This is a genomic window from Pelomonas sp. CA6 (assembly GCF_022549225.1).
Lineage (GTDB): Bacteria > Pseudomonadota > Gammaproteobacteria > Burkholderiales > Burkholderiaceae_C > Roseateles.
The window spans coordinates 18,421-44,899 of record NZ_JAKZFD010000008.1 but is presented as its reverse complement, the minus strand read 5'-3'; the positions used below and the strand labels follow the sequence as shown (position 1 = coordinate 44,899).

The window sequence follows — 26,479 nt, the reverse complement described above, 5'->3', positions numbered from 1 at the left end:
GGGCGCTGGCCCCCACCGACTTCTTCCACCCCCTGATTCGGCCATGCTGCTGATCCCCGCGATTGACCTGAAAGACGGCAAGTGCGTCCGCCTGAAACAAGGCGATATGAACGACTCCACCACCTTCGGCGAGGATCCCGCCGCGATGGCCAGGCGCTGGCTGGAGGCCGGCGCCCGTCGCCTGCACCTGGTGGACCTGAACGGCGCTTTTGCCGGCAAGCCCGTCAACGAAGCGGCCATCAAGTCCATCATCCGCGAGGTGGGCGACCGCATCCCCGTGCAACTGGGCGGCGGCATCCGGGACCTGGACACCATCGAGCGCTACCTCGACGACGGGTTGTCCTACGTGATCATCGGCACCGCCGCGGTGAAGAGCCCGGGCTTCCTGAAGGACGCCTGTTCGGCCTTCGGCGGCCACATCATCGTGGGCCTGGACGCCAAGGACGGCAAGGTCGCGACCGACGGCTGGAGCAAGCTCACCGGCCACGAGGTGGTGGACCTGGCGCGCAAGTTCGAGGACTACGGCATCGAAGGCGTGATCTACACCGACATCGGTCGCGACGGCATGCTCTCCGGCGTCAACATCGAGGCCACGGTCAAGCTGGCGCAGGCGCTGACGGTGCCGGTGATCGCCTCCGGCGGCTTGTCCAATCTGCAGGACATCGAGGCGCTCTGCGCGGTGGAGGGCGAGGGCGTCACGGGTGTGATCTGCGGCCGCGCCATCTACACCGGCGACCTGGACTTCGCCGTCGCGCAAAAGCGCGCCGACGAGCTTGCCGAGGCCTGAGAACTTGCTCGCCAAACGCATCATTCCCTGCCTGGACGTGACCGGTGGCCGCGTCGTCAAGGGCGTCAACTTCGTCGAGCTGCGCGATGCGGGCGACCCGGTGGAAATCGCCGCGCGCTACAACGAGCAGGGCGCCGACGAGCTGACCTTCCTGGACATCACCGCCACCAGCGACGGACGCGACCTGATCCTGCCCATCATCGAGGCCGTGGCCTCCCAGGTCTTCATTCCGCTGACCGTGGGCGGCGGCGTGCGCTCGGTGGCCGATGTGCGGCGCCTGCTCAACGCGGGCGCCGACAAGGTCAGCTTCAACTCCGCCGCGGTGGCCGAGCCGGAGCTGATCCGCGCCGCGTCCGACAAATACGGTGCGCAATGCATCGTCGTCGCGATCGACGCCAAGCGCCGCGTCGGCGAGGACCTGGCCGCGCGCGGCGAGGGCTGGGACGTCTACACCCATGGCGGGCGCAAGAACACCGGGCTGGATGCGGTGGCCTGGGCCACGCGCATGGCCGAGCTGGGCGCCGGCGAGATCCTGCTGACCAGCATGGACCGCGACGGCACGCGCAGCGGCTTTGACCTGGCGCTCACGCGCGCCGTGTCCGACGCGCTGAACGTGCCGGTGATCGCCTCCGGCGGCGTCGGCTCACTGCAGGACCTGGCCGACGGCATCACCCGTGGCGGCGCCGACGCGGTGCTGGCCGCCTCCATCTTCCACTATGGGCAGCACACGGTGGGCGAGGCCAAGGCCTTGATGGCGGCCCAGGGCATCCCGGTGCGGCAATGACGGCGCATGGTCGTTCGCCGGCGGCGCCGGCCGTCGCGCGCCGCGCGCCGCGCGAGGTGCGCATCGTCGGCGGCCAGTGGAAGCGCTCCAAGCTGCCGGTGGCCGACAAGCCGGGCCTGCGTCCCACGCCGGACCGCGTGCGCGAAACCCTGTTCAACTGGCTGGGCCAGGACCTGGCCGGCTGGACCGTGCTGGACGCCTACGCGGGCAGCGGGGCGCTGGGCTTCGAGGCCGGCTCGCGCGGCGCGCTGCAGGTCACGCTGTTGGAGCGCGACGCCCAGCTCGCCGCCAGCCTGAAGGACAGCGCGCGCCGGCTCAAGGCCACGAACCTGCAGGTCGAGTGCGCGGACGCGCTGGCCTGGATGGGCCGCGCGGCGCCGGGCCGGCTGGATCTGGTGCTGCTGGATCCGCCCTTCGCGCAAGACCTCTTCCTGGCCTCGGTGAAGGCGGCGCTGCCGCTGCTGTCGCCGCAGGGCCTGATCTACCTGGAGTCGCCCGAGCCGGTGGCGCTGCCCGAGGACTGGGGGCTGACGCGTTGGCGCGAGGGCCGGGCGGGCGCGGTGCACTATGCCCTGCTGCGGCGCAGCGGATAATCGAGGCCCCGCAACGGCTACCGCCTGCTTTGTCGCGCCGACCCGGTGCGAAGGAGTGCCGCCTTGACCTCCCAGACCCTGATCACCGCCATCTACCCCGGCACCTTCGACCCCATGACCCTGGGGCACGAAGACCTGGTGCGCCGCGCCAGCTGCCTGTTCGAACGCCTGGTCATCGCGGTGGCCGCCGGCCACCACAAGCGCACCATGTTCACCGTGGACGAGCGGCTGGACATGGCGCGCCGGCTGGTCAGCGACTATCCCAACGTGGAGGTGGTGGCCTTCCGCGGCCTGCTGCGCGACTTCGTCGTCCAGGTGGGCGGCAAGGTGGTGGTGCGCGGCCTGCGCGCGGTCTCGGACTTCGAATACGAATTCCAGATGGCCGGCATGAACCGCCAGCTGATGCCCGAGGTGGAGACGGTCTTCCTGACCCCCTCGGACCAGTACCAGTTCATCTCCTCCACCTTCGTGCGGGAAATCGCCAGCCTGGGCGGCGATGTCGGCCAGTTCGTGTCACCCTGGGTGCGCGAGCGGCTGGAGGAGCGCATCGCGCGCGGCCCGGCCAAAGGAGAATGAAGCGATGGCGCTGATGATCACCGACGAATGCATCAACTGCGACGTCTGCGAACCCGAATGCCCCAACGAGGCGATCTCGATGGGGCCGGAGTACTACCAGATCGACCCGGACAAATGCACCGAATGCGTCGGCCACCACGACGAGCCGCAGTGCGTGCAGCTGTGCCCGGTGGCCTGCATTCCGGTCAACCCGGCGCATGTGGAGTCGCGCGAGACGCTGATGCAGAAGTACCTGCGGCTGACCGCCGCCAAGGCCTGAGCCCGCGCGGCGCTCACAGGCGCCAGCACTCGCCGTAGCGCGGCGGCGCCGGCCACTCGTGCGCCTGCGGCAAGACCTGGCCCCGTTCGGTGTGCCAGCGCCGCGCCAGCATCCAGCCGCCATGGCTCACCACCAGACCGCCGCCGTTCCAGGCGGCGGCGCGCCGCAGCAGCGCGCGCAGCGATTCGCCGCCCGCCGGCGCGTGGTCGGCGAAGTCGGCCACCCAGGCGTCGACCTGCGCGCGCGGGATCTCGGACCAGGCGCGGCCGTCCCAGGCGCCGAAGTCCAGCTCGGCCAGTGCCGCGTCGACATGGTGGGTCCAGCCCCAGCGGCGCAGCCAGCGGCCGACGTCGGCGCAGCGCGCCAGCGGCGAGGTCCACACCACATGCGGCAGGCGTTCGCGCCGCGCCAGAGCCTGGATGCGCCGTGCCAGGCGCTTGGCGCGCCGCGCGGCCACCGCCAGGTCGCAGCGGGCGCCCACGCACCGCCCGGCCGCGCCCTCGGGCCGCGGATGGCGCCAGACCCGCAGCGGGGCGGAGTGGTCCGGGGCCGTCATCAGAAGAAGGCGGCCAGACCCAGGAAGGCCAGCAGCGCGCCCAGCTCCACCACCTGCTGCGTGGCGCCCAGGTTGTCGCCCGTGTAGCCGCCCAGGCGGCGCTCCAGCAGCGCCTGCATGTAGAAGGTGAGCCCCGCGGCGACGATCGCGGCGCCGATCAGCAGCGGCACGTTCTCCGGCATCAGCCAGCCGCCCAGCAGCGCGGCGCCCAGCACCCAGCCCAGCGCCAGCAGCAGCCCCGGGCCGCTGATCTGCGTGGCCAGCGGCTTGGCCTTGGCGTGCTCGGCATCGCCGGCATAGGGCAGGCTCTGCATCAGCCAGACCGGCGCGGCGCGCGAGGCCATGTGCGACCAGACCAAGGCCAGCAACGCCAGCTGCGGGTCGGTATCCGCGAGGCTCACCAGCGTGCAGGCCTTCAGCCCCAGCACCAAGATCAGCGCCAGCGCGCCGTAGCTGCCGATGCGCGAGTCCTTCATGATGAGCAGCGCCTTCTCGCGCGTGAGCCCGCCGCCCAGCCCGTCGGCGCTGTCGGCCAGGCCGTCTTCGTGGAAGCCGCCGGTGATCCAGATGCTCGCCGCCATGCTCAGGCCCACCGCCACCGTGGCCGGGAAGGCCTGCAGCGCCGCCCACAGCACGGCGGCACTGAGGCCGCCGACCACCAGGCCCACGAGCGGGAAGTAGCGCGCGCACTGCTGCAGCCACTGCGGCTCGTAGCCCACCCAGCGGGGCACGGGAAGACGGGTGAAGAACTGCAGCGCGGTGAAGAAGAGGCGGATCTGATGCATGGTGCGGCGCCACCGCCGGCGCGCGCGAACGGCGCTAGCCCGGGGGGCTGGTGGCGGGCGGGGCAGGGGGTGTCAGGGGCAGCTCGATGATAAAGCCCAGCCCCGGCCCCGGCGCCTCGTCCAGTCGCACCGTGCCGCCCATCTGCTGGCACAGCTGCTGCACGATGTACAGGCCCAGGCCCGATCCGCCCTGCTCGCGCCGCGTCGTGTAGAAGGGCTGGAACAGCCGCGGGCGCAGCTCCGGCGCGACGCCGCGGCCGTTGTCGCGCAGCCGCAGCTCCACGCGCTCCGCGCCCAGCGGGCGCAGCGCGATGCGCAGCCGGCGCTCGTCGCGGCCCTCGAAGGCATGGTGGACCGCGTTCAGCAGCAGGTTGGACAACACCTGGGCCAGCAGGCCCGGCACCAGCGTGGCCATGCAGCGCGGCGGCAGGTCCAGCTCCACCTGGATCTGGGCGTGGCGCAGCACCGCGGCATGGGTGCGCAGCACCGTCTGCAGATAGGCGCAGAGATCGACGCGGCTGAGCTCCTCGTGGACCTGGTCCACCGACAGGGTCTTGAAATGCCCCATCAGCTCGCTGGCGCGCGCCAGATTGCCGCCCACCATCTCGGCCGCTTCCAGCATGCGCCGCGCCAGACTCTGCAGCTCGGCGCGGCTCACGCGCTCGGCGCCCAGCGTGGCGAGCAGCTCGCGCGCGAAATCGGTGAGTCCCGAGGTCGCGGTCATGGCCACCGACAGCGGGCCGTTGACCTCGTGGACCACGCTGGGCACCAGCCGTCCCAGCGCGGCGAGCTTCTCCTGCTCGATCCAACCCGGCGTGTCGGCCTGCCGCTGCGCGTCGCCGGGTGGCACCGGCGGAGGCGGAGTCGTGGCGCTCATGGCACGGGGTCGGGCATGCGCTGGTAGAGCTCGCGCACCTCAGCCTCGCGGGCGCGCAGCAGCTGCACCAGCTGCGGGTCGAACTGCGTGCCGGCCTGGTCCCGCACATAGGCCAGGGTGTCCTCCAGGCTCCAGGCATCCTTGTAGCAGCGCCGGCTCATCAGCGCGTCGAACACGTCGGCCAGCGCCGCGATGCGGCCGGCGATGTGGATCTGCTCGCCGGCCAGGCCACGCGGGTAGCCCAGGCCGTCCCAGCGCTCGTGGTGTTCGTGCGCGATGATGGCGCCCAGCTGCAGGATGCGTTTGTCGGACTTGCTCAGCAGCTCGAAGCCGATGCGGGCATGGGTCTGCATCACCGCCCACTCCTCCTCGTCGAGCTTGCCGGGCTTGTTCAGCACGCGGTCGGGGATGCCGATCTTGCCGACGTCGTGCAGCGGCGCGGCCTGGCGCATGAACTCCACGTCCGCGCCCTTCATGCCCACCGCGTCGGCCAGCATCGCGGCCAGCTCGCCGACGCGTCGCACATGGGCGCCGGTCTCCTTGGAGCGGCGCTCGACCGCCTCGCCGATGATGTAGACGGTCGAGCGCTGGGTGTCCTGGATCTCCTCGCGCAGCAGCAGGCTTTCGTAGGTGATCGCGACATTGGCGCAGAAGATCTCCAGCAGCTCGCGCACCTCGGCCTCCACCGGCTCGGAGAACAGCATGTACAGCAGGTTCTCGCTGCCGCTGCTGGTGCGGTAGTAGCCCACGTAGCGATCGCTCTCGAAGCTGCTCTGCTGCTTCTCCAGCGCCTGGTCCAGCGCCTGGCGCACCTCGTCGGGCAGCGATGCGACCTCCTCGTCGACCAGCAGGCGCTGGTACTCGGAGGTGGCGGCCAGCACCTTGTAGCGACCTTCCACATGCGAGGCCGCGTAGGCGGCCACATGGTTGGCGCAGAGCCCCTGCGCCTCGTAGCCCAGCAGGTGGGCCACCTGCTCCAGCACCGCCGACGCGAACTGGCGCAGCGTCTGTGAGTCGTAGATGCGCGTGATCGCGTCGATGGAGCGGCGCAGCGCCTGGCGCGACTGCTCGATGATGAGGATGTCGCGGTAGGAGCGCAGCGCCGAGTAGAAGACGGTGATCAGCTTGCGCTTGGTGAGCTCGGTCTTTTCCTTGTAGTCGTTGATGTCATAGGTCTTGATCACGTGCTCTTCCGGCGCCTGGCCCGGCTGGCCGGTACGCAGCACGATGCGCACGTGGTGGTTGCCGATGTCCTCGCGGATGAAGCGCACCAGGTCCAGCCCCGCGTGCTCCGACTCCATGACGACGTCCAGCAGCACCAGCGCGATGTCGTTGCGCGTCTGCAGCAGGCGGCGCGCCTCGGCGCCGCTGTAGGCATCCAGGAAGAGCAGCCGGCGGCCGGCGAACTCGAAGTCCGCCATCACCAGCTGGGTGACCTGATGGACGGCCGGATCGTCGTCGACGATCATCACCACCCAGGGATCGATGGCGCGCCTGCGCGACGGTTCTTCAGCCTCCGGCAGCTCGTCCGCGAACACCAGATCGGTCATGCCTCACCCTCCTCGCCTGTCCCGGCGGATGGCCCATTATGGGTGAGCTTCGTTCGATGTAAAACCATGGTTGCCAGAGCGTTTTTGCCCTGGCATGGCGGCGCCGGTTCAGCTGCGCTCGCTGACGCCGGCGGACGCGAAGCTGGCCATCTCGCCGAGCAGCCGGCAGGCCGACTCCAGCAGCGGCCAGGCCAGCGCGGCGCCCGAGCCCTCGCCCAGGCGCAGGCCCAGGTCCAGCAGCGGTTGGGCCTGCAGGGCCTGCAGCATCAGCCGGTGCCCCTTTTCCTCCGAGCGGTGCGAGAACACGCAGCGCTGCAGCACCAGCGGCTGCAGCCGCGCTGCGACCAGCACTGCGGCGCCGGTGATGAAGCCGTCGACGACGATCACGCGGCGCTCCAGCGCGGCCTGCAGCACCGCGCCCACCATCATCGCCACCTCGAAGCCGCCCAGCGCGGCGAGCGCCGCCATCGGCTCGGTGGCGGCCGCATGGCGCTGCAACGTGGCCTCCAGCACGCTCAGCTTGCGCGTCATGCCGGCGTCGTCCATGCCGGTGCCGCGGCCCACGCAGTCGGCCAGCGGCAGCCCGCAGAGCTGGGCCAGCAGCAGCGACGCGATGGAGGTGTTGCCTATGCCCATCTCGCCCAGCAGCAGGGTGTTGCCGGGGCGCTGCTGCACCAGAGCCTTGCCGGCGGCCACCGCGGTGGCGCACTGGTCCAGGCTCATCGCCGGGCCCTGCGAGGCGTCGGCGGTGCCGGGCGCGATCTTGGCGATCACCAGGCCCTCGCGGGCGCGGAAGTCGTGGCGCACGCCGGCATCCACCACCGTCAACGCCAGTCCGTGCTGGCGCGCCAGCACACTGACCGCCGCGCCACCGGCGAGGAAGTTCTCCACCATCTGCCAGGTCACGTCCGGCGGGTAGGCCGACACGCCCTGCTGCGCCAGCCCGTGGTCGCCGGCGAACACCATCATCTGCGGGCTGCGCAGCGCCGGGGTTTCGGTGCCGAGGATCAGGCCCAGCTGCATCATCAGCGGCTCCAGCTGGCCGAGCGCGCCCAGCGGCTTGGTCTTGTGGTCGATGCGGTGTTGCAGTCGGGCGCGCAGCGAGGCGCTGTTCAGGTCCGGGATCAGGGGTACCAGATCGGTCATCGGGATGCTCCAGCAACGGTGGTGATGGCGGCCAGCACCTGGGCTGCGCCGCGCTCGATGGCGCTAAGGCCGGGGGCCAGGATGTCGGCCGACTTGATTTCCTGCAGCTGTGCGCCCAGTTCGGCGAAGCCGGGGCGGGCCAGCACTTTGTCGGGTACGAAGCGCTTGCCGCACCAGGAGCCCAGGATCAGCTCCGGCCGGCGTTCCAGCACTTCGGCGGGGGTGACGATGCGGTGCTTGGCGAAGCCGTCGCGCGCGCGGTCGGCGAAGATGTCCTCGCCGCCGCACAGGTGGATGATCTCGCTGACCCAGCCGATGCCGCAGATCTGCGGCTCGTCCCACTCCTCGAAGTACACGCGCGGGCGGCGCGGCAGCGCGGCGGCGGCGGTGGCCAGCGCGTCGATGCGCCGGCCCAGCTCGGCGCACAGCATGCGCGCCTGGGACTCGCGGCTCACCAGCGCGCCCAGGCGGCGCACCATGTCCAGGATGCCGGCGATGTCGCGCTGGTCGAACCACAGCGTGCGCAGGCCCGCGGCCTCGCACTGCGCCAGCAAGGGCTGCTGCAGGTCCGAGAAGCCGATCACCAGGTCCGGCTTGACCGCCAGGATGCGCTCTAGCTTCATGCTGGAGAAGCCGCTGATCTTGGGCTTCTCGGCGCGCGCCTCGGGCGGGTGCACGGTATAGCCGGAGATGCCGGCCACATGGTCCTGGGCGCCCAGGCGGTAGAGCACCTCCACCGCCTCGGTGGACAGGCAGGCGATGCGCGTCGGTACGGTGTTCATCCTCCCACTCCTCCTCCCTGGTGCTCACGCGGCTGCAGCAGCCGCATCAGCGAGCCCGGCTCGAAATGCGTGTCCACATAGTCGGCCAGGCCCTCGAAGACGGTCTCCAGCCCATGGCGGCCGGTGCCGAACAGTGCCTGCATCAAAGCCGGCTGCTCGAACAGGCCATGGGCATAGACGCCCAGCACCGAGCCCTGCTGCCAGCCGACCACGCTGCCGTCGGCCTCGCGCAGCACCACCTCGGCCGGTGCCAGCGACGGGTGCTGCACGGTGCGGCCGTGGTGGATCTCGTAGCCTTCCAGCGCCAGCCCGCCCAGCGCCTGCCAGGGGGCGGCCAGCGGGGCCGCGAAGCGCAGCCGCGCGGGGCGCAGCAGCTTGTCGCGCTCGAACTGGGTGGCCAGCGGCAGCAGCCCCAGCCCCGGCGCGTTGCCGTCCAGCCCGTGCGGGTCGACCAGGGTCTCGCCCAGCATCTGCAGCCCGCCGCAGATGCCCAGCACCGCGCCGCCGGCCGCGGCATGGCGGGCGACGGGCTGGTCCAGGCGCTGCGCGCGCAGCCAGGCCAGGTCGGCGGCCACCGCCTTGGAGCCGGGCAGCACGATCCAGTCCGCGCCCTCCAGTTCGGCCGGCGTGCGCGCCCAGCGCAGCCGGACGCGGCCCGTGCCGGCCAGGTTCTGCAGGGGCTGGAACTCGTCCAGGTTGGAGATGCGCGGATAGGCCACGATGGCGATGCGCAGCGCGCCGGCGTCCGCGGGGGCGCTCCAGCCGCCGGCACCGTCGTAGAGCCCGTCCTCCTCGGGCAGGCCGTGGCCGCGCCACATCGGCAGCACCGCCAGCGTGGGCACGCCGGTCAGTTGCCGCAATTGCTGCGGCCCCGGCGCCAGCAGCGCGGCGTCGCCGCGGAAACGGTTCAGCACAAAGCCGCGCAGCAGCGCGCGCTCCTCGGGCGGCAGCAGCTGGTGGGTGCCGTAGAGATGGGCGAAGGCGCCGCCGCGGTCGATGTCGGTCACCAGCAGGCAGGCGGCGTCGGCGGCCCGCGCGGTGCGCATGTTGACGTAGTCGCTGGCGTGCAGGTTGATCTCGGCCGGCGATCCGGCGCCCTCGATGACGACGACCTCGTTCTCGGCCATCAGTGCTTCCAGCCCGGCGCGCGCATGGGGCCACAGCCGTTCACTGCGTTCGCGCCAGGGGACGCGGTTGAGCTCTTCGTGCACCTCGCCCATCACGACGACCTGCGAGGCGGTGTCGGCTTCCGGCTTGAGCAGCACGGGGTTCATGCGCACGTCGGGCCGGCAGCGCGCCGCCAGCGCCTGGAAGTACTGCGCCGAGCCGATCTCGCCCATGCGCGGCAGCGCGCCCGGCATATCCGGCGCAAGACCCGGCACCACGCGCGCGTTGTTGCTCATGTTCTGTGCCTTGAAGGGCGCCACCTTGAAGCCCTGGCGGGCATACCAGCGGCACAGCGCGGCGGTCAGAAAGCTCTTTCCGGCGCCGCTGGTGGTGCCCAGCACCATCACCGCGCGGGCGCGGCTGCGGGGGGAAGAGACCGTCATCGTGCTTGCTCCTTGAAAGCGTCCAGCGCGGCCCACAACGCGCGTTGCGCGGCCACGGGCTGGACCGAGATCCGTACCCGGCCCGGCGCGCCCAGCGACTCGGCATCGCGCAGCTTGATGCCGACGCCACGCAGGGCCTGCAGCAGCGGCGCCAGCGCGGTCTGCGGCGGCTGCCACAGCGCGAAGCCGCAGTCGCTCGGTTCCACGCGCCAGCCGCGGCGCAGCAGGCCCCGGTGCTGGCGCTGCCGCAGCGCGCGCAGCCGGGTGCGCAACTGTGCCAGATACTCCGTGACATCCGCCTCCACCCATGCCGAGAGCAGGGCCACGCCCTCCGCCGACAGCACCCAGCTGGGCGCCAGCGCCAGCGCTTGATCGCGCCATTCGCGCGCCGCGGCGATCTCCTGCGGAGCCTCGATCAGCGCGGCGCGCACGCCGGTCAGCCCCAGCGCCTTGTTGGGGCAATGCAGATGCCACAGCCGCCCGCGCAGGGCCGTGGGGCAGGCGGGCTCGCCGTCCAGGCGCAGGGGCGCGTAGGCCAGGTCCAGCGCCAACTGCAGTCCGCGCTGGCGCTGCAGCGCGTCCAGCGTGGCCCAGTCGGCGGCGCTCAGGCCGCGGCCGGTGGGATTGCAGGGGTCGCAGATCCAGACCCAGGCGCCGGCCGCGGCTCCTTCGGCGACCTCGTCGACCGCGGCATAGCGGCGCAAGGGCAGCGCCAGAGCCTGGGCGGCCGCCGCGTAGTCGCCGAAGCCCGGCGTCGGCACCCAGACCTCGGGCACGCCGCGCAGGCGTGCCAGCAGCGTGAGCCGGCGTATCGCCTCGGCGCCGCCGGAGGCCACCAGCAGCTGCTGCGGCGCGCGGCCCAGCGCAGCGCCCAAGTGCTCGCGCAGCGCCTGGTAGCCGGGGTCGGGGTAGTGGCGCCGGTCGGCGCGGCGCAGCGCGGCCAGCGCCGCCGGCGCGGGCCAGGGGCTGGCGTTGCTGGAAAAATCGTGGCGAACCGGCGGCCCGCCGTCGGGGCCGCCGTGCAGGGGCAGCGGGGCGGCGCTCATGCCAGCCCGCCCCGCGCCAGCGCGGCCAGCAGCGCCAGCAAGAGCGCGGCGCGCAGCAGCGTGGCCGCCGCGATGCGCCGCGCCGCGGCGGCGTCGCCGGGGCGCGGCGGCCGGCCGGGCTCGTTCAGCCGGTAGACGCCCGGCTTGCCCAGGCTCAGCCCCAGGCGCAGCGCCATCGCGCCCATGGGCCAACCGCCGTTGGGCGAGGGCGTGCGCGCGGCCTCGCGGGCCAGGGCCCTCCAGCGCCACGGCGCGATCATCAGCAGCCCGGTGAGGCGGGCCGGCAGCCAGGACAGCGCATCGTCGGCGCGCGCCGCCACCTTGCCGGCCCATTCCCAGCGCCCGCGGTAGCCCCACATCGCGTCGGCCGTGTTGGCGAAGCGGTAGAACGCGGCGCCGGGCAGCCCGGCGAGCGCGAACCAGAACAGCGGGGCCACGACCGAATCGTTGAGGTTTTCGGCCAGGGTCTCGATCGCCGCCTCGCGCACCTCGTGGGCCTGCAGTGACGCGGTGTCGCGGCTGACCAGGCGCGCCAGCCGCTGCCGGCCCTCGTCCAGCGAGCGCTGCAGCGCCGCCTCCACCTCGGCCACCTCATCGGCCAGCATGCGCCAGGCCAGCAGCGGCTTGAGCAGCAGGCCCAGCAGCAGCGCCGTGCCCAGCCAGCCGGCGGCGCCGCGCCACGGGGTCAGGACTTGCCACAGCAGCGTCTCCAGCGCCAGAGCGATCGCCGCGCACAGCAGCGCGCCCAGCAGCCAGGCCAGGCCGCCGGCCACCAGCGCCGCCCGTGCGGGCAGGGCGGTCAGCCGCGCGGAGAAGGCGCCCAGGTAGCGCCCCATCGCGACCACCGGGTGCAGCCGCGCGGGCGGCTCGCCGAACAGGCGGTCCACCAGCAGCGCGACCCCGATCGCGGCGGGCAGCAGCAGCGCGATCCGGCTCACGCCCGCTCAGTCCTCGATGCCGCGCTGGGCGGGCACGCCAGCCTTGAAGTGGTGCTTCACCAGCGTCATTTCGGTCACCGTGTCGGCCAGCTCCACCAGCTCCTGCGGCGCGTTGCGGCCGGTCAGCACCACGTGTACCTGGGCCGGGCGCTCGCGCAGGCAGGCCAGCACCGGCTCCAGCGGCAGCCAGCCGTAGCGCAGCGGGTACATGATCTCGTCCAGCACGACGAGGAAATGCTCGCCGGCGCGTATCGTCGCCTCCGCGCGTGCCCAGCCGTCGCGCGCGAGCTGGGCGGAATGCTCCAGGTCCTTGCTCTTCCAGGAGAAGCCGTCGCCCAGGCCTTCGATGGGCACGCCCAGCTGCTCGAACAGACGGTGCTCGCCGAAGCGCGCGCTGGGCACCTTCATGAACTGGTAGATCTTCACCGCCTTGCCGCGTCCGTGGGCACGCAGCGCCAGCCCGAAGGCGGCGGTGCTCTTGCCCTTGCCGTCGCCGGTGTGCACGAGGATCAGGCCGCGCCGCTCGCCGCTGGGGACGATGCGCTCGCGGTTGACCGGGGGTTGTTCGATCTCCATGGGGGCTCTCGGGGAGTGGGGGCCTAGGCGGCGGGACCGGCATGCCCGGCGGCGAAGAAGGCCGCCACCGCCGCCGGGTCGGACGGGAAGTAGTGATGGATGTAGCTGGCGCGCAGCCGGCCCTGGCCGTACAGCGCCTCGCGGGTGGCGCCGCCATTGGGGTTGCGCGCCTGCGCCAGCGGTGCCAGCGGGGTCTGCAGCGTGGAGTAATGGAAGCTGTGGCCGCGCAGCTCGGTGCCGGGCGCGCTCTCCGGCCAGGCGACGGCCTGCAGGCCCAGCGCCGAAAGTCGCGCCTGCATGCGGCCGCTGCCTGGCAGCAGGCCGGCCAGGGGCCAGGTCTTGCCTTCGGCGTCGGTGAGGGATTCCAGCAGCGCCAGCATGCCACCGCATTCGGCCAGCAGCGGCTTGCCCGCGGCGTGGTGGGCGCGCAGCGCGGCGAAGAAGCCGGGCCGGGCCGCCAGGCTCTGCGCGTGCAGCTCGGGGTAACCGCCCGGGAGCCACAGCGCGTCGCAGTCGGGCAGCGCATCGCCGGCCAGCGGCGAGAAGAACAGGGTCTCGGCGCCCAGCGCCCGCAGCAGGTCCACGTTGGCCGGGTAGATGAAGGAGAAGCAGGCGTCCCGCGCGATCGCGATGCGCCGCCCGGCGAGCGTGCGCGGCAGGGGCTCGGGGGCGGGCGGCGCCAGCCGCAGCGGCAGGCGCGCCGCGGCCAGCCCGCCGCCGCTGCCCAGCGCCTCGCCGTCGCGCCAGGCCTGGGCCCAGGCGTCCAGCTGGGCGTCCAGCGCCGGCAGCTCCAGGGCCTGGACCAGGCCCAGATGACGTTCGGGCAGGGCCAGCTCGGGCTGGCGCTTCAGCGCCGCCACCAGCGGCAGATCGGCCGGCAGCCCGGCGCCCAGCAGGCGCGCATGGCCCTCGCTGCCCACGCGGTTGGCGACCACGCCGGCCACGCGCACATCGCTGCGGTAGCGCGCCAGCCCCAGCGCGAGCGCGGCGAAGGTCTGCGCCATCGCCGACGCGTCCAGCACCACCAGCACCGGCAGCCCGAAGGCGGCGGCCAGGTCGGCGCTGCTCGGTTCGCCGTCGAACAGCCCCATCACGCCTTCGACCAGCACCAGGTCGGATGCCGCCGCGGCCTCGGCCAGCAGGCGCTGGCAATGCGCGAGCCCGCCCATGAAGAGGTCCAGCTGGTAGACCGGCGCGCCGCTGGCGCGGGCCAGGATCATGGGGTCCAGATAGTCCGGCCCGGTCTTGAACACGCGCACCCGCTGCCCGGCCTGGCGCGCGGCGCGCGCGATCGCCGCGGTGACGCTGGTCTTGCCCTGGCCCGAGGCCGGCGCGCTGACCATCAGGGCCTGGCAGGCCGGGTTCAGCAGTTCAGTGCGATCCATCGTTCGTCGACCTGCAGGAGGCGCAGCCGTTGCTGGAAGACCTGGCGCAGCGCGGCATGCGTCGCCGCGTCGCCGGGCGCGCCTTCATGCACGATGCGGCCGGCCTCCATCACGATCAGGCGGTCGGCCTGCAGCGCGATGTTGAGTTCGTGCAGCACGCTGATCACCGCGGCGCCGCAGGCGGCGCGGCCGCGCACGATGTCCACCCAGTCGCTCTGGTGCGGCGGGTCCAGATGGGCCAGCGGCTCGTCCATCAGCAGCAGCAGCGACTGCACGGACAGCGCGCGCGCCAGCAGCACGCGCTGGCGTTCGCCGCCGGACAGCGAGCCCAGCGGCCGGTCGCGCCAGTCCCAGCTCTGCGTCTGGCGCATGGCTTGCTCCACCGCCGCGTGGTCGGCGGCGCTGGCGGGGGCCAGCCAGGCCTGGTGGGGCAGGCGGCCCAGCATCACGACTTCGGCGGCGCTGAGCTCGTCGGCGCTGGATTCGTTCTGGCCCAGCCAGGAGATCAGCCGCGCGCGTTCACGGGCGCGCCACTGCGCCCAGGGGCGCCCCTGCAGCGCCAGCTCGCCGTCGAAGGGCAGCAGCCCGCACAGCGCGCGCAGCAGCGTGGACTTGCCGGCGCCGTTGGGGCCGACGATGGCGGTCCAGCCCGGCTGCTGCACCTGCAGCGCCAGCGGGCGCAGCACGGGCTTGCCGGACAGGGCCAGCCCCCGCAGTGCCAGGCTCAGCGACGGGAAAGCGGGCGCCCTCATCGACGGCTCCCCAGGCCCTGGGGCCGGCGGTGCATCAGCCACAGCAGATAGCTGCCGCCCAGCAGCGCGGTGATGATGCCCACCGGCAGTTCCTGCGGCGCGATGATCCAGCGCGCGACGATGTCGGCCGCCAGCAGCAGCGCACCGCCGGCCAGCGGCGAGAGCATCAGCAGGCTGCGGTGGGTCATGGGCGCCCAACTGCGCACCAGGTGGGGCGCGACCAGGCCGACGAAGGCGATCAGCCCGCACTGCGCCACCGCGGCCCCGGTGGCCAGCGACAGCGCGGCGATCAACAGCAGCCGCACCAGGGTCAGGCGCACGCCGAGCGAGCGCGCGGTGGCCTCGCCCAGCGTTAGCGCGTCCAGCGTGCGGCTGCAGCCCAGCGCCAGAAGCAGCGTGGCGGCGAAGGCCAGGGCCATCACGCCCACGCCGTTCCAGCCGACGAAGCCGGTGCTGCCCAGCATGAAGGCCTGCATCGCGCGCAGCAGGTCGGGGTTCATCAGCGTCAGCAGCGCCGAGCCCGAGCCCAGCACCACGCCGACGATCACGCCGGCCAGCAGCAGGCGCAGGCTGTGCTCGACGCCGCGCGCCAGCGCCAGCGTCAGCAGCACGGCGAGCACCGCGCCGGTGAAGGCCGCGCCCGTCATGCCGATGCGCAGCGCCAGTGCGGTGGTGGCGGGCGTGAGCCCGAGCATGAACAGCAGGGCCGCCACGCCCAGCGCGGCGCCGGCCGAGCAGCCCAGCAGGTAGGGATCGGCCAGCGGGTTGCGGAACAGGCCCTGCGCGACGGCGCCGGCCAGGGCCAGCAGCGCGCCGGCCAGCCAGGCGCCGGCCGAGCGCGGGGCGCGGATGTCCCAGAGGATCTGGGCCATGGCGTCGTCCGCCGAGAACCAGGGCGAAAAGCCCGTGCTGCCCACCGACAACCCCAGCCCCATCAGCAGCGCGCTGAGCAGCAGCAGCGTGGCGACCCAGCGCGCCAGCGGCGCCGGGCGCGGGCTGTCGTGCAGCGACAGGGCCTGGCTCAACGCATGCCTCCGGGCGGCGCGGTGAAGGCGGCGGTCGGCACGGCCACGGGGCCGGCGGCGGCCTCGCGCAGGCAGCGCGCCATCAGCTGCGCGGCCTCGGCCATGCGCGGCCCGGGGCGCACCATCACGTCCGATTCGGCGGGCACCCAGATGCAGATCTTGCGCTCGCGCACCGCGCGAATCTGGTTCCAGCCCGGGCGCTGGGGCAGGCCCGGCGCGCTGCGCTGGCCCACCATGATCAGCTGCGGATCGGCGCGCACGACGAACTCGGGGTTGAGCTTGGGGAAGGGGCCCAGCTCGGCCGGGATGATGTTGCGCGCGCCCAGCCGGGCCAGCGTCTCGCCGATGAAGGAGCTGGTGCCGGCGCCATAGGGCGCGCTGTCGACTTCGTAGTAGACGCTCAGGCCGCGCGCGGCCGGCGGCAGGCTGGCGGCGGCGTGCTTGATCGCGCCGTCGATGCGGTTCCAGATGCGGCGCGCCTCGTCGGGCTTGTTCAGCAGCAGCGCGATGGCGTTCATCACGCGCTGCACGTCGGCATGGGTCTTGGGCTCCAGTGCGACCACGCGCAGGCCCAGCGCCTCCAGCCGGTCGGTCAGGCGCGAGGAGATGGCCAGCAGCACCACGTCGGGCTTGAGCGCGACCAGGGACTCCACCGCGGTGTCGTCCAGTCCGCCCAGGTGGGGCAGGGCCTGCACCGAGGCCGGATGGTTGGAGAAACGGTCCACGCCGACCAGGCGCGCGCATTCGCCCAGCTCGCAGACCGTCTCGGTCAGCGAGGGCAGCAGGCTGACGATGCGCTTGGGCATGCCCGGCAGCGTGACCTCGCGTCCACGGTCGTCACGGATCTTCAGGGTCTGGGCCGGCGCGGCGGCCGCGGCGCCGAGCAGCGCGCCCAGCAGCAGGGCGCGCCAGGTGTTCAACAGCGTTTGTTTCATGCACGGTTCTCCACGGCACGGGTCCAGGCCTGGCCGGCCACCATCAGGGTCAGGCGCTCGCAGCGCCGCGCGATGTCCTGGTTGAGCCGGCCCAGTTCGTCGACATAGTGACGCACCTCGCGGCCCAGCGGCATCACGCCCCAGCCGACCTCGTTGGACACGAAGACCACCGGCGAGGGCAGCCGGGGCAGCGCGTCCAGCAGGGCCGCCCGCTCGGCGGCCCAGCCGGCGGGGTCGGGCGCGCCGTCCATGGGCATCAGCCAGTTGGTGAGCCACAGCGTCAGGCAATCCACGACCAGCAGCCGCCCGGGGGCGGCCGCTTCGCTCAGGGCCTGGGTCAGCGCCCGCGGGGCCTCAAGGGTGGCGAAGCCGGCCGGCCGCTCGGCGCGATGGCGCGCGATGCGCGTGCGCATCTCGTCGTCCAGCGCCTGCGCGGTCGCGACCACGGCGACCGCATGGCCCGGGCGCTGCGCCCAGGCGAGCGCGAGCCGCTCGGCCTCGCGCGATTTGCCGCTGCGCTGACCACCGACGATCAGCTGATGGGGCAGAGTCATCGTCGGTTCGTCCTCAAGGGTCAGGTCTTGCGCGGCGGCCGCCCGTTCGTCAGAGCGAGGGCGTGAAGCGGACGCCGAAGAACACGGTACGCGGCGCCTGGGCATAGCCCTTGGCGGTCTCGTAGTCCTTGTCCAGCAGGTTGTCCAGGTTGAGCTGCAGGCGCAGCTGCTTGTTGACGCGGTAGCCCAGGTCCAGGTTCACCAGGGTGTAGCCACCCAGGCGGTTCTTGTTGGCGTTGTCGTCGAAGCGCTTGCCCGCGGCGATCAGCTGCACGCCGCCGGTCCAGTCGTCCACGCTCTTCTCGACGCGCAGCGAGCCCTTCAGGCGCGAGCGGCGGCCCAGCATCTTGTCGGTGAGCACGTCGCGCGGGTCCTGGCGGTCGATGGAGCCCTGCAGCTTGAAGCCGGCGATCTGGGTCTCGCCCTTCAGGCTGATGCCGCGCAGGCGCACCTTGGCCAGGTTGCCGTAGCAGCCGCCCCAGGTGGAGACGCAGTTGCCGGCGAAGGACGGATCCCAGCTGATCATGTTGCGCACGCGGTTGTTGTAGACCGTCAGGCTCAGCTCGCTGTCGGCGCCGGTCCAGCTCAGGCCCAGCTCGGCGTTCTGGCCGCGCTCGGGGTTGAGCTTGGCGACGCCGGGCTTGGGGCCGTACTCGCTGAAGCTCTGATACAGCGTGGGCGCGCGGAAGGCGTTGCCGCCGCTGGCCCAGACGCGCCAGGCGGGATCGAAGCGCCAGCCGGCGGCTACGGTGCCGGTGTTGACGCCGCCGAACTCGCTGTCGCGGTCATGGCGCAGGTGGATCTGCGCGTCCAGCGAGCCGGCGCTGTACAGATAGCCCGCCGCGACGGCGTTCTGGTGGCGCTTGGCGTTGCCGCCCAGCGCGGGGAGCAGGCTGCTGTTGGCCAGCCGGTCCTCGCGGCGCTCCAGCACCAGGTTGAGCTGGCCGCCGAAGACCTTCAGGCTGTTGTGCAGCAGGTAGTTGCGCACGCGCGTTTCGGTCAGGTAGGTGGAGGCCTGGTTGGTCTGGGTCTCGTAGCGGTCGGCCGCGTCCTCCAGCGAAAGCTCGCTGCTCCAGTCCTTGCTCCACTGCGCGCTCCACAGCGCACGGCTGGCGCGCAGGTCGTGCAGGTTGCGGTCGTCCACGCCGGGCGCCGGCTTGGCGGTGGCGTCGTAGGCGCTGTCCACATGGCTGCTGGTGTTGACCAGCTCGAAGCGGTGCTCCTTGTTGAGCTGCCAGCCCAGGCGGCCGTTGACGGCATGGCTGCGCCAGCCGTCCAGGTCGGGCGTGTAGGTGGGGTCGTTGACCTTGCGCGAGTTGAAGCCGTCGGACACCTCGGTGGCCAGGCCCAGCGAATAATCGAAGGCGCCCAGCACGCCGCTGGCGTTGAAGTCGCCCTTCACCGTGCCCAGGCTGCCGATGCCGCCGCCGATCTCCAGCACCGGCGCGCCGCCGCTCTTGCGCGTGAAGATCTGCACCACGCCGGCCACGGCGTCGGAGCCATAGACGGCGCTGGCCGCGCCGCGCACGACCTCGACGCGCTCGATCCGCGCCAGCGGGATGGCCTGCCAGGTGGCGCCGCCGGAGCCGGACTGGGTGTCCATGCGCACGCCGTCCACCAGCACCAGGGTGTGCTGGGTGTTGGCGCCGCGCAGGAACATCGAGGTGCTGGTGCCGGGGCCGCCGTTGCGGCCGAACTCGAAGCAGGACTGGCTGCGCAGCAGGTCGGCCAGGTTGCCGAAGCCCTGGCGTTCGATGTCGGCGCGCGTCAGCACGGTGACATCGGCCAGCACATGGGCCAGGTCCAGCTTGCTGCGCGTGGCGGTCACAAGGACCTGGCCGAGTTTGTTGGTGTCGGTCTGGGACTGCGCCATGACGGGCGTGGCGAGCAGGGCCAGCGCGAGGGCGGACAGGCAGGGACGGGCCACGCGGGAGGCGGCCAGCGACTGGCGTGCGAAACGCCGGGAGGATGCGGACATGAGAGAGGACAGCAGAGATCGTCCAGGTGCCAGCTTCCCCGCAGGCCCCTGTGAAAACGGCCCAGGGCATTGCCTTGGGCCACCTGTTGGCCGGTATCCGGGCTGGCGGAACAAACCTCTGCATCCTTCCCAGCGCGCGGGGCGCCAGTGGACTGTGGGGCAGAGGGCCCAGGCGTGTGCCTGGTCCGCTTACCGTTGCGGGGACAGCTCAGGTTGGGTGTGCCTCGTCGAGGCGAGCCCTCCTGATTCCCGTTTAACTGCGCGGGCGGAAAACCCGTGCGAGCACCAACGGCCGCGATTCTAGCGGCTGGCGGGCTCGCGGTCGCGCGCGGCGTCCGGCGCTGTGGTCTTGGCGCCGCGCTGGGGCGGGGCGGTGGGGCCGTGGATCTTGCGCTTCTCACGCGCCGGGGTGTGCCCGGCTTTGGGCTTCTTGCCCTGCGGCGAGGACGCGGCCTTGCCGCGTGGGGCGGCGGCGCGGGGCGCCTGCAGCGCCGTGGCCTTGCGGTTGGCGGCCAGCGCCTCGCGCTCGGCCTTCTCGCGCGCCTGCGTCATCTCGCGGGCCAGCCGGGCTTCGCGCGCGGCGCGGTGCTGCGCCTCGGCGGTCTGGGCGGCGGAGGGCTGGTCGTAGGGCAGGTGTTGGGTGGAGGCGGCGCTGCCGGCGGGACAGGGCTGGTCGCGCAGATCGCGCCCCTGCTCGCCGCAGCGGTAGAGCGTGGCCGAGCGCGTTTCGGTCTGTCCCAGCGCCGCGCCGGCCAGGGCCAGCAGCAGCAGGGGCAGCACCGTTCTCATGCCGGCCTCAGCGGGGCGAGGGTGGCTCGGCCGCGGGGGCGGGCGGCGCGGCGCCGGCCGGCGCCGAGGGCGTGGGAGCCGGCGCGGGCTTGGGGGGCTTGGGGCGCGGCGGCTTGGCGTGCACCTTCATCAGCGCGCGGTCCATCTCGCCCTTGAGCATCAGCTCGACCGCGTCGAGCGACTTGGCGATGCAGTCGTCCACCGCCTGGCGCTCGGCCAGCGGCGGCTTGCGCAGCACGTAGTTCGCGACCTCGGCCTTGTGGCCCGGATGGCCGATGCCCAGGCGCAGGCGCCAGAAGGCCGGCGACCCCAACTGGGCCTGCATGTCCTTGAGCCCGTTGTGGCCGCCGGTGCCGCCACCCTGCTTCATCTTCATCTCGCCGGGCGGCAGGTCCAGCTCGTCGTGGACCGCCAGGATTTCCTCGGGCGCGATCTTGAAGAAGCGCGCCAGCGCCCCGACCGACTTGCCCGAGAGGTTCATGTAGGTCATGGGCTGCAGCAGCCAGACCGGGCCTGCGGCGCCGGGCGCGTTGTTCACGCGCGCGACCAGGCCATGGTAGGCCTTGTCCGGCGCCAGGCTCGCGCCCAGGCGGCGCGCCAACTGGTCCACCCACCAGAACCCGGCGTTGTGGCGGGTGTCCTCGTATTCCGGCCCGGGATTGCCCAGGCCCACAAAGAGTCGAATCATGGTCCGCGGATTATCGGCACAGCCGCAGGCCCGCAAAGCCTCGGCTTGATGAGGCAGCCCTCAGGGGCCGGACAAAAGAAAAGGCCCTGCGGGGCAGGGCCTTTCGTAGGCAGTACGCCGGGCGCCGAATTACTTCTTGCCCTTCTTGCCCTTCTTGTCGTCGGCGGCCGGAGCGGCGGCCACGACGATCTCTTCCACCACCGGCGGCACCGGCGTGGCGATCACGGGGTTGGGCTTGCCGTGGGTCACGACCTTGATGTGGGCGGCCAGCACCAGATCGTTCACATGCACCGAGTGGCCCATGGTCAGCTTGCTCAGGTCCACTTCGATGAACTCGGGCAGCTGCTCGGCCAGGCAGGTGATTTCCAGCTCGGTGGCCACGTGGTTGACGGTGCACTTGTCGGTCTTGACGGCCGGCGACTCGGCTTCACCGATGAAGTGCAGCGGCACCTTCTTGGTGATCTTGGTCGTGGCGTCGATGCGCTGGAAGTCCACGTGCAGCACTTGCGGCTTGTACGGGTGCATCTGGTAGTCACGCAGCAGCACCTTGGTGGTGGTGCCGTTCAGTTCCATGTCGAGCAGGGAGCTGTGGAAGGCTTCCTTCTTCATGGCGTGGAACAGCGCGTTGTGATCCAGCTCGATCATCGCGGGCTCGCCGGCACCGTAAACGATGCCGGGCACCTTGCCGGCGTTACGCAGGCGGCGGCTCGCTCCGGTCCCCTGCAGCTTGCGCTCAAAAGCGACGAATTTCATGACACTCTCCAGAAAGACGAAACGCCCCCATGGCGTTCCGGTGGACCCATCCCGCGACCAGGCGGGCCCGAAAAAATCAGAAGTTGTTGTTCTGCTCCGAGAACAACGAGGTCACCGACTCGCCGTCGGAAATGCGGCGGATGGTTTCGGCGAACAGGAAGGCGACCGACAGCTGGCGGATCTTGCCGCAGGCCTTGGCGGCCTCGCTGAGCGGAATGGTGTTGGTGATCACGACCTCGTCCAGGTGCGAACCGGAGATGCGCTCGATCGCCGGGCCGGACAGGATGGGATGGGTGCAGTAGGCGAACACGCGCTTGGCGCCGCGGTCCTTCAGCACCTCGGCCGCCTTCACCAGCGTGCCGGCGGTGTCGATCATGTCGTCCATGATCACGCAGTTGCGGCCGTCGATCTCGCCGATCACGTGCATCACTTCGGAGACGTTGGCGGCGGGGCGGCGCTTGTCGATGATGGCCAGGTCGCAGCCCAGCTGCTTGGCCAGCGCGCGGGCGCGGACCACGCCGCCGACGTCGGGGCTGACCACCACCAGGTCGGTGTAGTTGCGTGCCTTCAGGTCGGACAGCAGCACCGGGCTGGCGTAGATGTTGTCGACCGGGATGTCGAAGAAGCCCTGGATCTGGTCGGCGTGCAGGTCCATGGTCAGCACACGCTCGACGCCCACGGTTTCCAGCAGGTTGGCGACGACCTTGGCCGAGATCGGCACACGGGTGGAGCGCGGACGGCGGTCCTGGCGGGCGTAGCCGAAGTAGGGCATCACCGCGGTGATGCGGCGCGCGCTGGCGCGCTTCAACGCATCGACCATGATGAGCAGCTCCATCACGTTCTCGTTGGTCGGCGCGCAGGTGGGCTGGATCACGAAGACGTCGCGAGCGCGCACGTTCTGCTGGATCTCGACGGTGACTTCGCCGTCGGAAAAGCGACCAACCACCGCCTTGCCCAGTTCCAGGCCCAGGTGGGTGGCGATTTCTTGAGAGAGGGAGGGGTTTGCGTTACCCGTGAAGAGGACGGTATTGAGCAGCACAGCGGGCCATCCTTGTCGTCAGTGGCCCGGTGGCCAACCCAGCGGGTCCCGGAGGTATTACAGAAGAATTTGGCAGGGGAGGAAGGACTCGAACCCTCGCATGTCGGAATCAAAATCCGATGCCTTGACCAACTTGGCGACTCCCCTACACAGGACGCTGCGCATGAAACGCAACACCCTCGAACCGTTTCAGTCGTCTGCCCATCCGCGCAGCGGGTGAACATCCAGACTGTGGCACTGCCGAACAACCCAACCTGAGGGCCAATCAATTCCATCGGCGATGGGCTTGACCTGACCTTCCTGCTGTGTCGCCTTGGGATTGCTCCCTAGTTGTCCAACAGAGCCTGTCATCCTAGCATGTTTTTGCGAGGTTTCAAGCACTCTTGCAAAAACTGCACTTCCGGAGCCTGTCATGCGGCTGTTGCCGAATCGGGCCTGCAGCAGGGCCAGGGCTTCGCTCACTTCGTGGCTGGCGGCTTCGGCGGGCGGCTGCAGATCATTTCTGCCCCATCCCTGACAAAGCTGCTCCACGAACCGATCCGACCCACAAGGTGCCGAACCGGCGCAGTCCCAAGGCTCTGCCTGCGCTTGATGAGCGGTTCGCTGAGGCAAGCCACTCACTGCAGGAAAGCCCGCGACTATAGCCACGCTCTCGGATCTTTGCAACAGCGGGCTGGAAAAAATGTCCTTGGTCGCGATGCTGGCCTGCGGCTTCACGACCATGAAATCCAGGGGGGGCAATGCCAGCGGATGCAGCCGCTCGCCGATGCCTTCGACGAAGGCGTTGTGCCCACCGATGAAGAAGGGCACGTCGGCGCCCAGGCTCAGGCCCAGCGGCAGCAGCCGGCTGCGCGGCCAGTTCAGCCCCCACAGCTGGTTCAGCGCGAGCAGGGTGCTGGCGGCGTCCGACGAGCCGCCGCCCATGCCGGCGCCGGAGGGCAGGCGTTTGTCGATGTGGATGTCCACGCCCAGCGCGCAGCCGCTGGCCTGCTGCAGCGCGCGCGCGGCGCGCAGGCAGAGGTCATCGGCGGGCAGCGCGTCGCCTCGGTCGTGGCGGCGCAACTGGCCGTCGGCGCGGCGCTCGAAATGCAGGGTGTCGGCCCAGTCGATCAGCACGAACAGCGATTGCAGCAGGTGGTAGCCGTCCGGCCTCTTGCCCACCACGTGCAGGAAGAGGTTGAGCTTGGCCGGGGCGGGGACGTCGTAAAGCGCTTGCATGGGCGATCGCGGAGAGGGGCAGGTCTTGCCTGGAGAAAAGGGCGGCGGCGATGGAGGGGCGTGCCGTCAGGGGCGGTCCAGCGCGAGGCGCAGCACCGCCAGCGGCTCGGCGCCCGCGGGGTTCAGGCGTCGCGCCACCAGCAGTCCGCCGGCGAAGCGGCGCAGCTCCACCTGCCAGCCCAATTGCTCGAAGCCGTCGGCATAGCGCTGATAGGGGGCGAGCTCGTAGGGCCGACCCTGCAGCCAGTCGAAGAGGGCCTGGACCGGGATGTCCTCGCCCATCAGCTCGCGGGTGAGGCTGCCCAGGTCGGGGAAGTCGCGCTGCTGCTCGGCGGTCTGCAGCCAGGCGCGACCCGGGCTCCAGCGCACCAGGGCCACGGTGCTGCCCAGCGGGCTGGTCAGCTCCAGCTCGCCGGCGCGCGCGTCGCCCTGCAGCTCGAAGCCGGCATTGGCGCCCTGTGCACGCTCGCCGGCCTGGGTGCCGGCGAGCTGCAGGCTGAAGCGGCCGGACAGTCTTCCCGTCGAGGCGGACATCCCCGCAGGCTGAGGGCCGCCGCGCTGGGCGCAGCCCGCCAGCAGCGCCACCGCGACGACGGCGCCCAGCAGCCCGCGGCGCTGTATCGGCAAGCTCATCGGACCACCCTCCAGATGCAGTGCTCCGTGATTCGCACTGGGGCGTGGCCCGGCGTGCTCATGGCTGACCCTTCAGTCGCTTCATCGTGGCCAGCAGCGCCTCGTTCTTCGCGTCGCGCCGCAGGCCTTCGCTCCAGACTTGTTGCGCTTCGTCCTTGCGCCCGCGCGCCCACAGCACCTCACCCAAATGGGCGGCGATCTCGGCGTCGGGACGCGAGGCATAGGCCTGGCGCAGCAGCTTTTCGGCCTCCTCCAGACGGCCCAGGCGGAACTCCACCCAGCCCATGCTGTCGACGATGAAGGGCTCGTTGGGTGCCAGGCTCAGTGCCTTGACGATCAACTCGCGCGCCTCGGGCAGGCGCAGGCCGCGCTCGGCCAGTGAATAGCCCAGCGCGTTGTAGGCATGGTGGTGGTCGGGCTTGAGCGCGATGACCCGGCGCAGCAGGGTCTCCATGTCGTCCAGGCGCTCCAGTTTCTCGGCCATCATGGCCTGCTCGTAGATGAGATCCACGTCGGGGCTGTCTGCACCCATCTTTTGCGTGGCCTCGGCCAGCAGGTCATAAGCCTGCTGCCAGCGGCCCTGTTCGCGCAGCAGCTGCGCCTCGGCGGCGACGCGGGTGCGCAGCTCCTGGTCGGTCGTCGCGGGCAGCTCGCGGATCAGCTTCAGGCCCTGGTCCAGCTTGCCTTGACGCGCCAGCAGCGAGGCGCGGCGGTAGCGAATGTCGGCGGCGCGTTCGCCGCCGTCCACCTCGGCCAGCCGGGCCTCGGCGGTCTTCAGGTCGCCGCGCATCTCGGCGGCCTGGGCCAGCAGCAACTGGGCCTGGCGGCGCGAGTCCTGGACCGCGGCCTCGTCCAGCTTCTGCGTGGCGGCGGGCTGGGCCAGCACGCCGAGGAAGCGCTGCAGCGCGGCCTCGGCGGCATCCACATGGCGCAGCTCCAGCTCCAGCGTGCCCAGGCCCAGCCAGGCGCCAGGCTGTTCGGGCTCGCGTTCGGTGAGCAGGCGGAACTCGCGCGCCGCGTCGGCGCTGCGCTGAGCGCGCGCCAGCGCGCGGGCATAGGCCATGCGCAGTCCGGGGCGCTCGGGTTCGGTCTTCAGCGCCTGCTGGATCAGTGGCTCGGCCTCGGCGCGCTGCGCCAGCAGCTCCAGCGCCAGTTGCAGCGGTTCGTCGCGCTGGGGGTACTCGGTCGCGGCGCTGCGCGTCAGCGCCATGGCCTGGTCCAGCACGTTCGCGCGCAGCGCCAGCTGGGCCTGGGTCAGCAGCGCGGCCAGGCGGGTCTCGGGCTTGTCGGCGGCGTCCTGCAGCACCGGCTGCAGGCTGGTCAGCACCTGGCGCGCATCCGGGCTGCGCTGGAACAACCCAGGCAGCGACATCAGCAGTGCGCCACGCTGCTCCAGCGGCGTCAGCGCCAGCATCGAGCGCAGCGGCGCGGCCACCTCGCCGGGGCGGTTAAGCAGGCCCAGCAGCTGGATCACGGTGCGCTGCGCCTCCAGCGATTCGGGCCGGGTGTCGCGCCAGGCCTTGGCGGCGGTCAGCGCCTGTTCTCCGGCGCGGTTCTGCAGCGCGATCTGCACCACGCGCTTGAACAGCAGCTCGTCGCCACTGCGCCGCGCGGCGTCCAGCAGCACCTGGAAGGCCACGCCGGGCTGGCCGCTCTGCAGTTCCAGCTCGCCGATCAGCAGCTGATAGAACATGGGCGCGTCCAGCGTGGAATTGGCCACGGGCTCGCTGGCGGCCGGCGCGGGAGCCGCGGCGGCTGCGGCGGCGCTGTCGGTCTGGGACCAGGCCAGAGGCGCGAACAGGGCGGCCGCGGCGGTGGCGGACGCGGCAAGGGCGTGGCGCCCGCGAAGAAACTGAGGCATGCAAACTCCCGGACCCCGTTCAGGGTCGACGGGCCATTCTAGGGAATGCGTCCACCTCCCTGAC

General features: G+C 71.6%; 28 protein-coding genes, 1 tRNA gene and 1 riboswitch. Of the genes, 5 read left to right on the top strand and 24 right to left on the bottom strand.

All coding sequences use genetic code 11. The features are described 5' to 3' along the window. Positions 1-43: 43 nt before the first annotated feature. From hisA to LZ017_RS14115, 5 genes are all read left to right on the top strand, one after another. Positions 44-787, top strand: coding sequence for a 1-(5-phosphoribosyl)-5-[(5-phosphoribosylamino)methylideneamino]imidazole-4-carboxamide isomerase (gene hisA, locus LZ017_RS14135; protein WP_241397495.1), 744 nt, complete (start codon positions 44-46; stop codon positions 785-787). A gap of 4 nt (positions 788-791) precedes the next feature. Continuing rightward, a complete protein-coding gene (gene hisF / locus LZ017_RS14130; protein WP_241397493.1) occupies positions 792-1,571 on the top strand; it encodes an imidazole glycerol phosphate synthase subunit HisF in 780 nt (259 codons plus the stop codon). Further along, positions 1,568-2,164, top strand: coding sequence for a 16S rRNA (guanine(966)-N(2))-methyltransferase RsmD (gene rsmD / locus LZ017_RS14125; RefSeq protein WP_241397490.1), 597 nt, complete (start codon positions 1,568-1,570; stop codon positions 2,162-2,164). Before hisF ends, rsmD begins: the two co-directional genes overlap by 4 nt. A 63-nt stretch (positions 2,165-2,227) precedes the next feature. Continuing rightward, positions 2,228-2,740, top strand: a complete 513-nt coding sequence (gene coaD, locus LZ017_RS14120) for a pantetheine-phosphate adenylyltransferase (RefSeq protein ID WP_277604709.1) — start codon at positions 2,228-2,230, stop codon at positions 2,738-2,740. A gap of 4 nt (positions 2,741-2,744) precedes the next feature. After that, positions 2,745-2,999 (top strand): YfhL family 4Fe-4S dicluster ferredoxin, encoded by a 255-nt coding sequence (locus LZ017_RS14115; protein WP_241397488.1) that lies wholly within the window; start codon positions 2,745-2,747, stop codon positions 2,997-2,999. Between the two features lie 13 nt (positions 3,000-3,012). On the opposite strand, the gene LZ017_RS14110 is transcribed toward LZ017_RS14115, so the two are convergent. The 24 genes from LZ017_RS14110 to LZ017_RS13995 form a co-directional block, all read right to left on the bottom strand. Beyond that, positions 3,013-3,555 carry a histidine phosphatase family protein gene (locus LZ017_RS14110; RefSeq protein ID WP_241397487.1) on the bottom strand — a complete coding sequence of 181 codons (543 nt, stop codon included), beginning with the start codon at positions 3,553-3,555 and terminating at the stop codon, positions 3,013-3,015. Then, positions 3,555-4,340 carry an adenosylcobinamide-GDP ribazoletransferase gene (locus LZ017_RS14105; RefSeq protein WP_241397486.1) on the bottom strand — a complete coding sequence of 262 codons (786 nt, stop codon included), beginning with the start codon at positions 4,338-4,340 and terminating at the stop codon, positions 3,555-3,557. Before LZ017_RS14105 ends, LZ017_RS14110 begins: the two co-directional genes overlap by 1 nt. A gap of 34 nt (positions 4,341-4,374) precedes the next feature. Then, positions 4,375-5,217, bottom strand: coding sequence for a sensor histidine kinase (locus tag LZ017_RS14100; protein WP_241397485.1), 843 nt, complete (start codon positions 5,215-5,217; stop codon positions 4,375-4,377). Further along, entirely contained in the window at positions 5,214-6,767 is a 1,554-nt protein-coding gene (locus LZ017_RS14095) for a DUF3369 domain-containing protein (RefSeq protein WP_241397484.1), read from the bottom strand. Before LZ017_RS14095 ends, LZ017_RS14100 begins: the two co-directional genes overlap by 4 nt. Positions 6,768-6,875: 108 nt before the next feature. Continuing rightward, positions 6,876-7,913, bottom strand: coding sequence for a nicotinate-nucleotide--dimethylbenzimidazole phosphoribosyltransferase (gene cobT, locus LZ017_RS14090; RefSeq protein WP_241397483.1), 1,038 nt, complete (start codon positions 7,911-7,913; stop codon positions 6,876-6,878). Next, positions 7,910-8,695 (bottom strand): ABC transporter substrate-binding protein, encoded by a 786-nt coding sequence (locus tag LZ017_RS14085; RefSeq protein ID WP_241397482.1) that lies wholly within the window; start codon positions 8,693-8,695, stop codon positions 7,910-7,912. Before LZ017_RS14085 ends, cobT begins: the two co-directional genes overlap by 4 nt. Continuing rightward, a complete protein-coding gene (locus LZ017_RS14080) occupies positions 8,692-10,245 on the bottom strand; it encodes a cobyric acid synthase (protein WP_241397481.1) in 1,554 nt (517 codons plus the stop codon). Before LZ017_RS14080 ends, LZ017_RS14085 begins: the two co-directional genes overlap by 4 nt. Then, a complete protein-coding gene (locus tag LZ017_RS14075; protein ID WP_241397480.1) occupies positions 10,242-11,291 on the bottom strand; it encodes an aminotransferase class I/II-fold pyridoxal phosphate-dependent enzyme in 1,050 nt (349 codons plus the stop codon). Before LZ017_RS14075 ends, LZ017_RS14080 begins: the two co-directional genes overlap by 4 nt. Continuing rightward, positions 11,288-12,229 (bottom strand): adenosylcobinamide-phosphate synthase CbiB, encoded by a 942-nt coding sequence (gene cbiB, locus LZ017_RS14070; RefSeq protein ID WP_374109925.1) that lies wholly within the window; start codon positions 12,227-12,229, stop codon positions 11,288-11,290. The genes LZ017_RS14075 and cbiB overlap by 4 nt, the downstream gene beginning before the upstream one ends. A 6-nt stretch (positions 12,230-12,235) precedes the next feature. Continuing rightward, positions 12,236-12,805 (bottom strand): cob(I)yrinic acid a,c-diamide adenosyltransferase, encoded by a 570-nt coding sequence (cobO, locus tag LZ017_RS14065; protein ID WP_241397479.1) that lies wholly within the window; start codon positions 12,803-12,805, stop codon positions 12,236-12,238. 23 nt (positions 12,806-12,828) lie between these two features. Then, positions 12,829-14,190, bottom strand: coding sequence for a cobyrinate a,c-diamide synthase (locus LZ017_RS14060; protein ID WP_241397478.1), 1,362 nt, complete (start codon positions 14,188-14,190; stop codon positions 12,829-12,831). Continuing rightward, positions 14,169-14,942: an ABC transporter ATP-binding protein gene (locus tag LZ017_RS14055; protein WP_241397477.1), complete on the bottom strand. Its 774-nt coding sequence runs from the start codon at positions 14,940-14,942 to the stop codon at positions 14,169-14,171. Before LZ017_RS14055 ends, LZ017_RS14060 begins: the two co-directional genes overlap by 22 nt. Then, complete coding sequence (locus tag LZ017_RS14050; protein ID WP_241397722.1) at positions 14,939-15,877, bottom strand: iron ABC transporter permease; 939 nt, start codon at positions 15,875-15,877, stop codon at positions 14,939-14,941. Before LZ017_RS14050 ends, LZ017_RS14055 begins: the two co-directional genes overlap by 4 nt. An 86-nt stretch (positions 15,878-15,963) precedes the next feature. After that, positions 15,964-16,902 (bottom strand): helical backbone metal receptor, encoded by a 939-nt coding sequence (locus tag LZ017_RS14045; RefSeq protein ID WP_241397476.1) that lies wholly within the window; start codon positions 16,900-16,902, stop codon positions 15,964-15,966. Further along, positions 16,899-17,456: a bifunctional adenosylcobinamide kinase/adenosylcobinamide-phosphate guanylyltransferase gene (gene cobU / locus LZ017_RS14040; protein WP_241397475.1), complete on the bottom strand. Its 558-nt coding sequence runs from the start codon at positions 17,454-17,456 to the stop codon at positions 16,899-16,901. The genes LZ017_RS14045 and cobU overlap by 4 nt, the downstream gene beginning before the upstream one ends. A 49-nt stretch (positions 17,457-17,505) precedes the next feature. Next, positions 17,506-19,434, bottom strand: a complete 1,929-nt coding sequence (locus LZ017_RS14035) for a TonB-dependent siderophore receptor (protein WP_241397474.1) — start codon at positions 19,432-19,434, stop codon at positions 17,506-17,508. Positions 19,435-19,504: 70 nt separating this feature from the next. Next, positions 19,505-19,739: riboswitch (cobalamin riboswitch) on the bottom strand. Continuing rightward, positions 19,735-20,223, bottom strand: a complete 489-nt coding sequence (locus LZ017_RS14030; protein WP_241397740.1) for a hypothetical protein — start codon at positions 20,221-20,223, stop codon at positions 19,735-19,737. It overlaps the preceding riboswitch by 5 nt. Positions 20,224-20,230: 7 nt before the next feature. After that, positions 20,231-20,911 carry an aminoacyl-tRNA hydrolase gene (gene pth, locus LZ017_RS14025; protein WP_241397473.1) on the bottom strand — a complete coding sequence of 227 codons (681 nt, stop codon included), beginning with the start codon at positions 20,909-20,911 and terminating at the stop codon, positions 20,231-20,233. Between the two features lie 129 nt (positions 20,912-21,040). Next, a complete protein-coding gene (locus LZ017_RS14020) occupies positions 21,041-21,664 on the bottom strand; it encodes a 50S ribosomal protein L25/general stress protein Ctc (protein ID WP_241397472.1) in 624 nt (207 codons plus the stop codon). Positions 21,665-21,740: 76 nt separating this feature from the next. Further along, on the bottom strand, positions 21,741-22,703 hold the full coding sequence (locus tag LZ017_RS14015; RefSeq protein WP_308194076.1) for a ribose-phosphate pyrophosphokinase: 963 nt from the start codon (positions 22,701-22,703) through the stop codon (positions 21,741-21,743). A 70-nt stretch (positions 22,704-22,773) separates the two neighbouring features. Further along, positions 22,774-22,850, bottom strand: a tRNA-Gln gene (locus LZ017_RS14010). A 42-nt stretch (positions 22,851-22,892) separates the two neighbouring features. Next, positions 22,893-23,921 (bottom strand): 4-(cytidine 5'-diphospho)-2-C-methyl-D-erythritol kinase, encoded by a 1,029-nt coding sequence (ispE, locus tag LZ017_RS14005; protein ID WP_241397471.1) that lies wholly within the window; start codon positions 23,919-23,921, stop codon positions 22,893-22,895. A gap of 66 nt (positions 23,922-23,987) precedes the next feature. Further along, a complete protein-coding gene (locus LZ017_RS14000) occupies positions 23,988-24,554 on the bottom strand; it encodes an outer membrane lipoprotein LolB (RefSeq protein WP_241397470.1) in 567 nt (188 codons plus the stop codon). A 58-nt stretch (positions 24,555-24,612) separates the two neighbouring features. Then, positions 24,613-26,415, bottom strand: a complete 1,803-nt coding sequence (locus LZ017_RS13995) for a tetratricopeptide repeat protein (protein ID WP_241397469.1) — start codon at positions 26,413-26,415, stop codon at positions 24,613-24,615. Between the last annotated feature and the right edge of the window lie 64 nt (positions 26,416-26,479).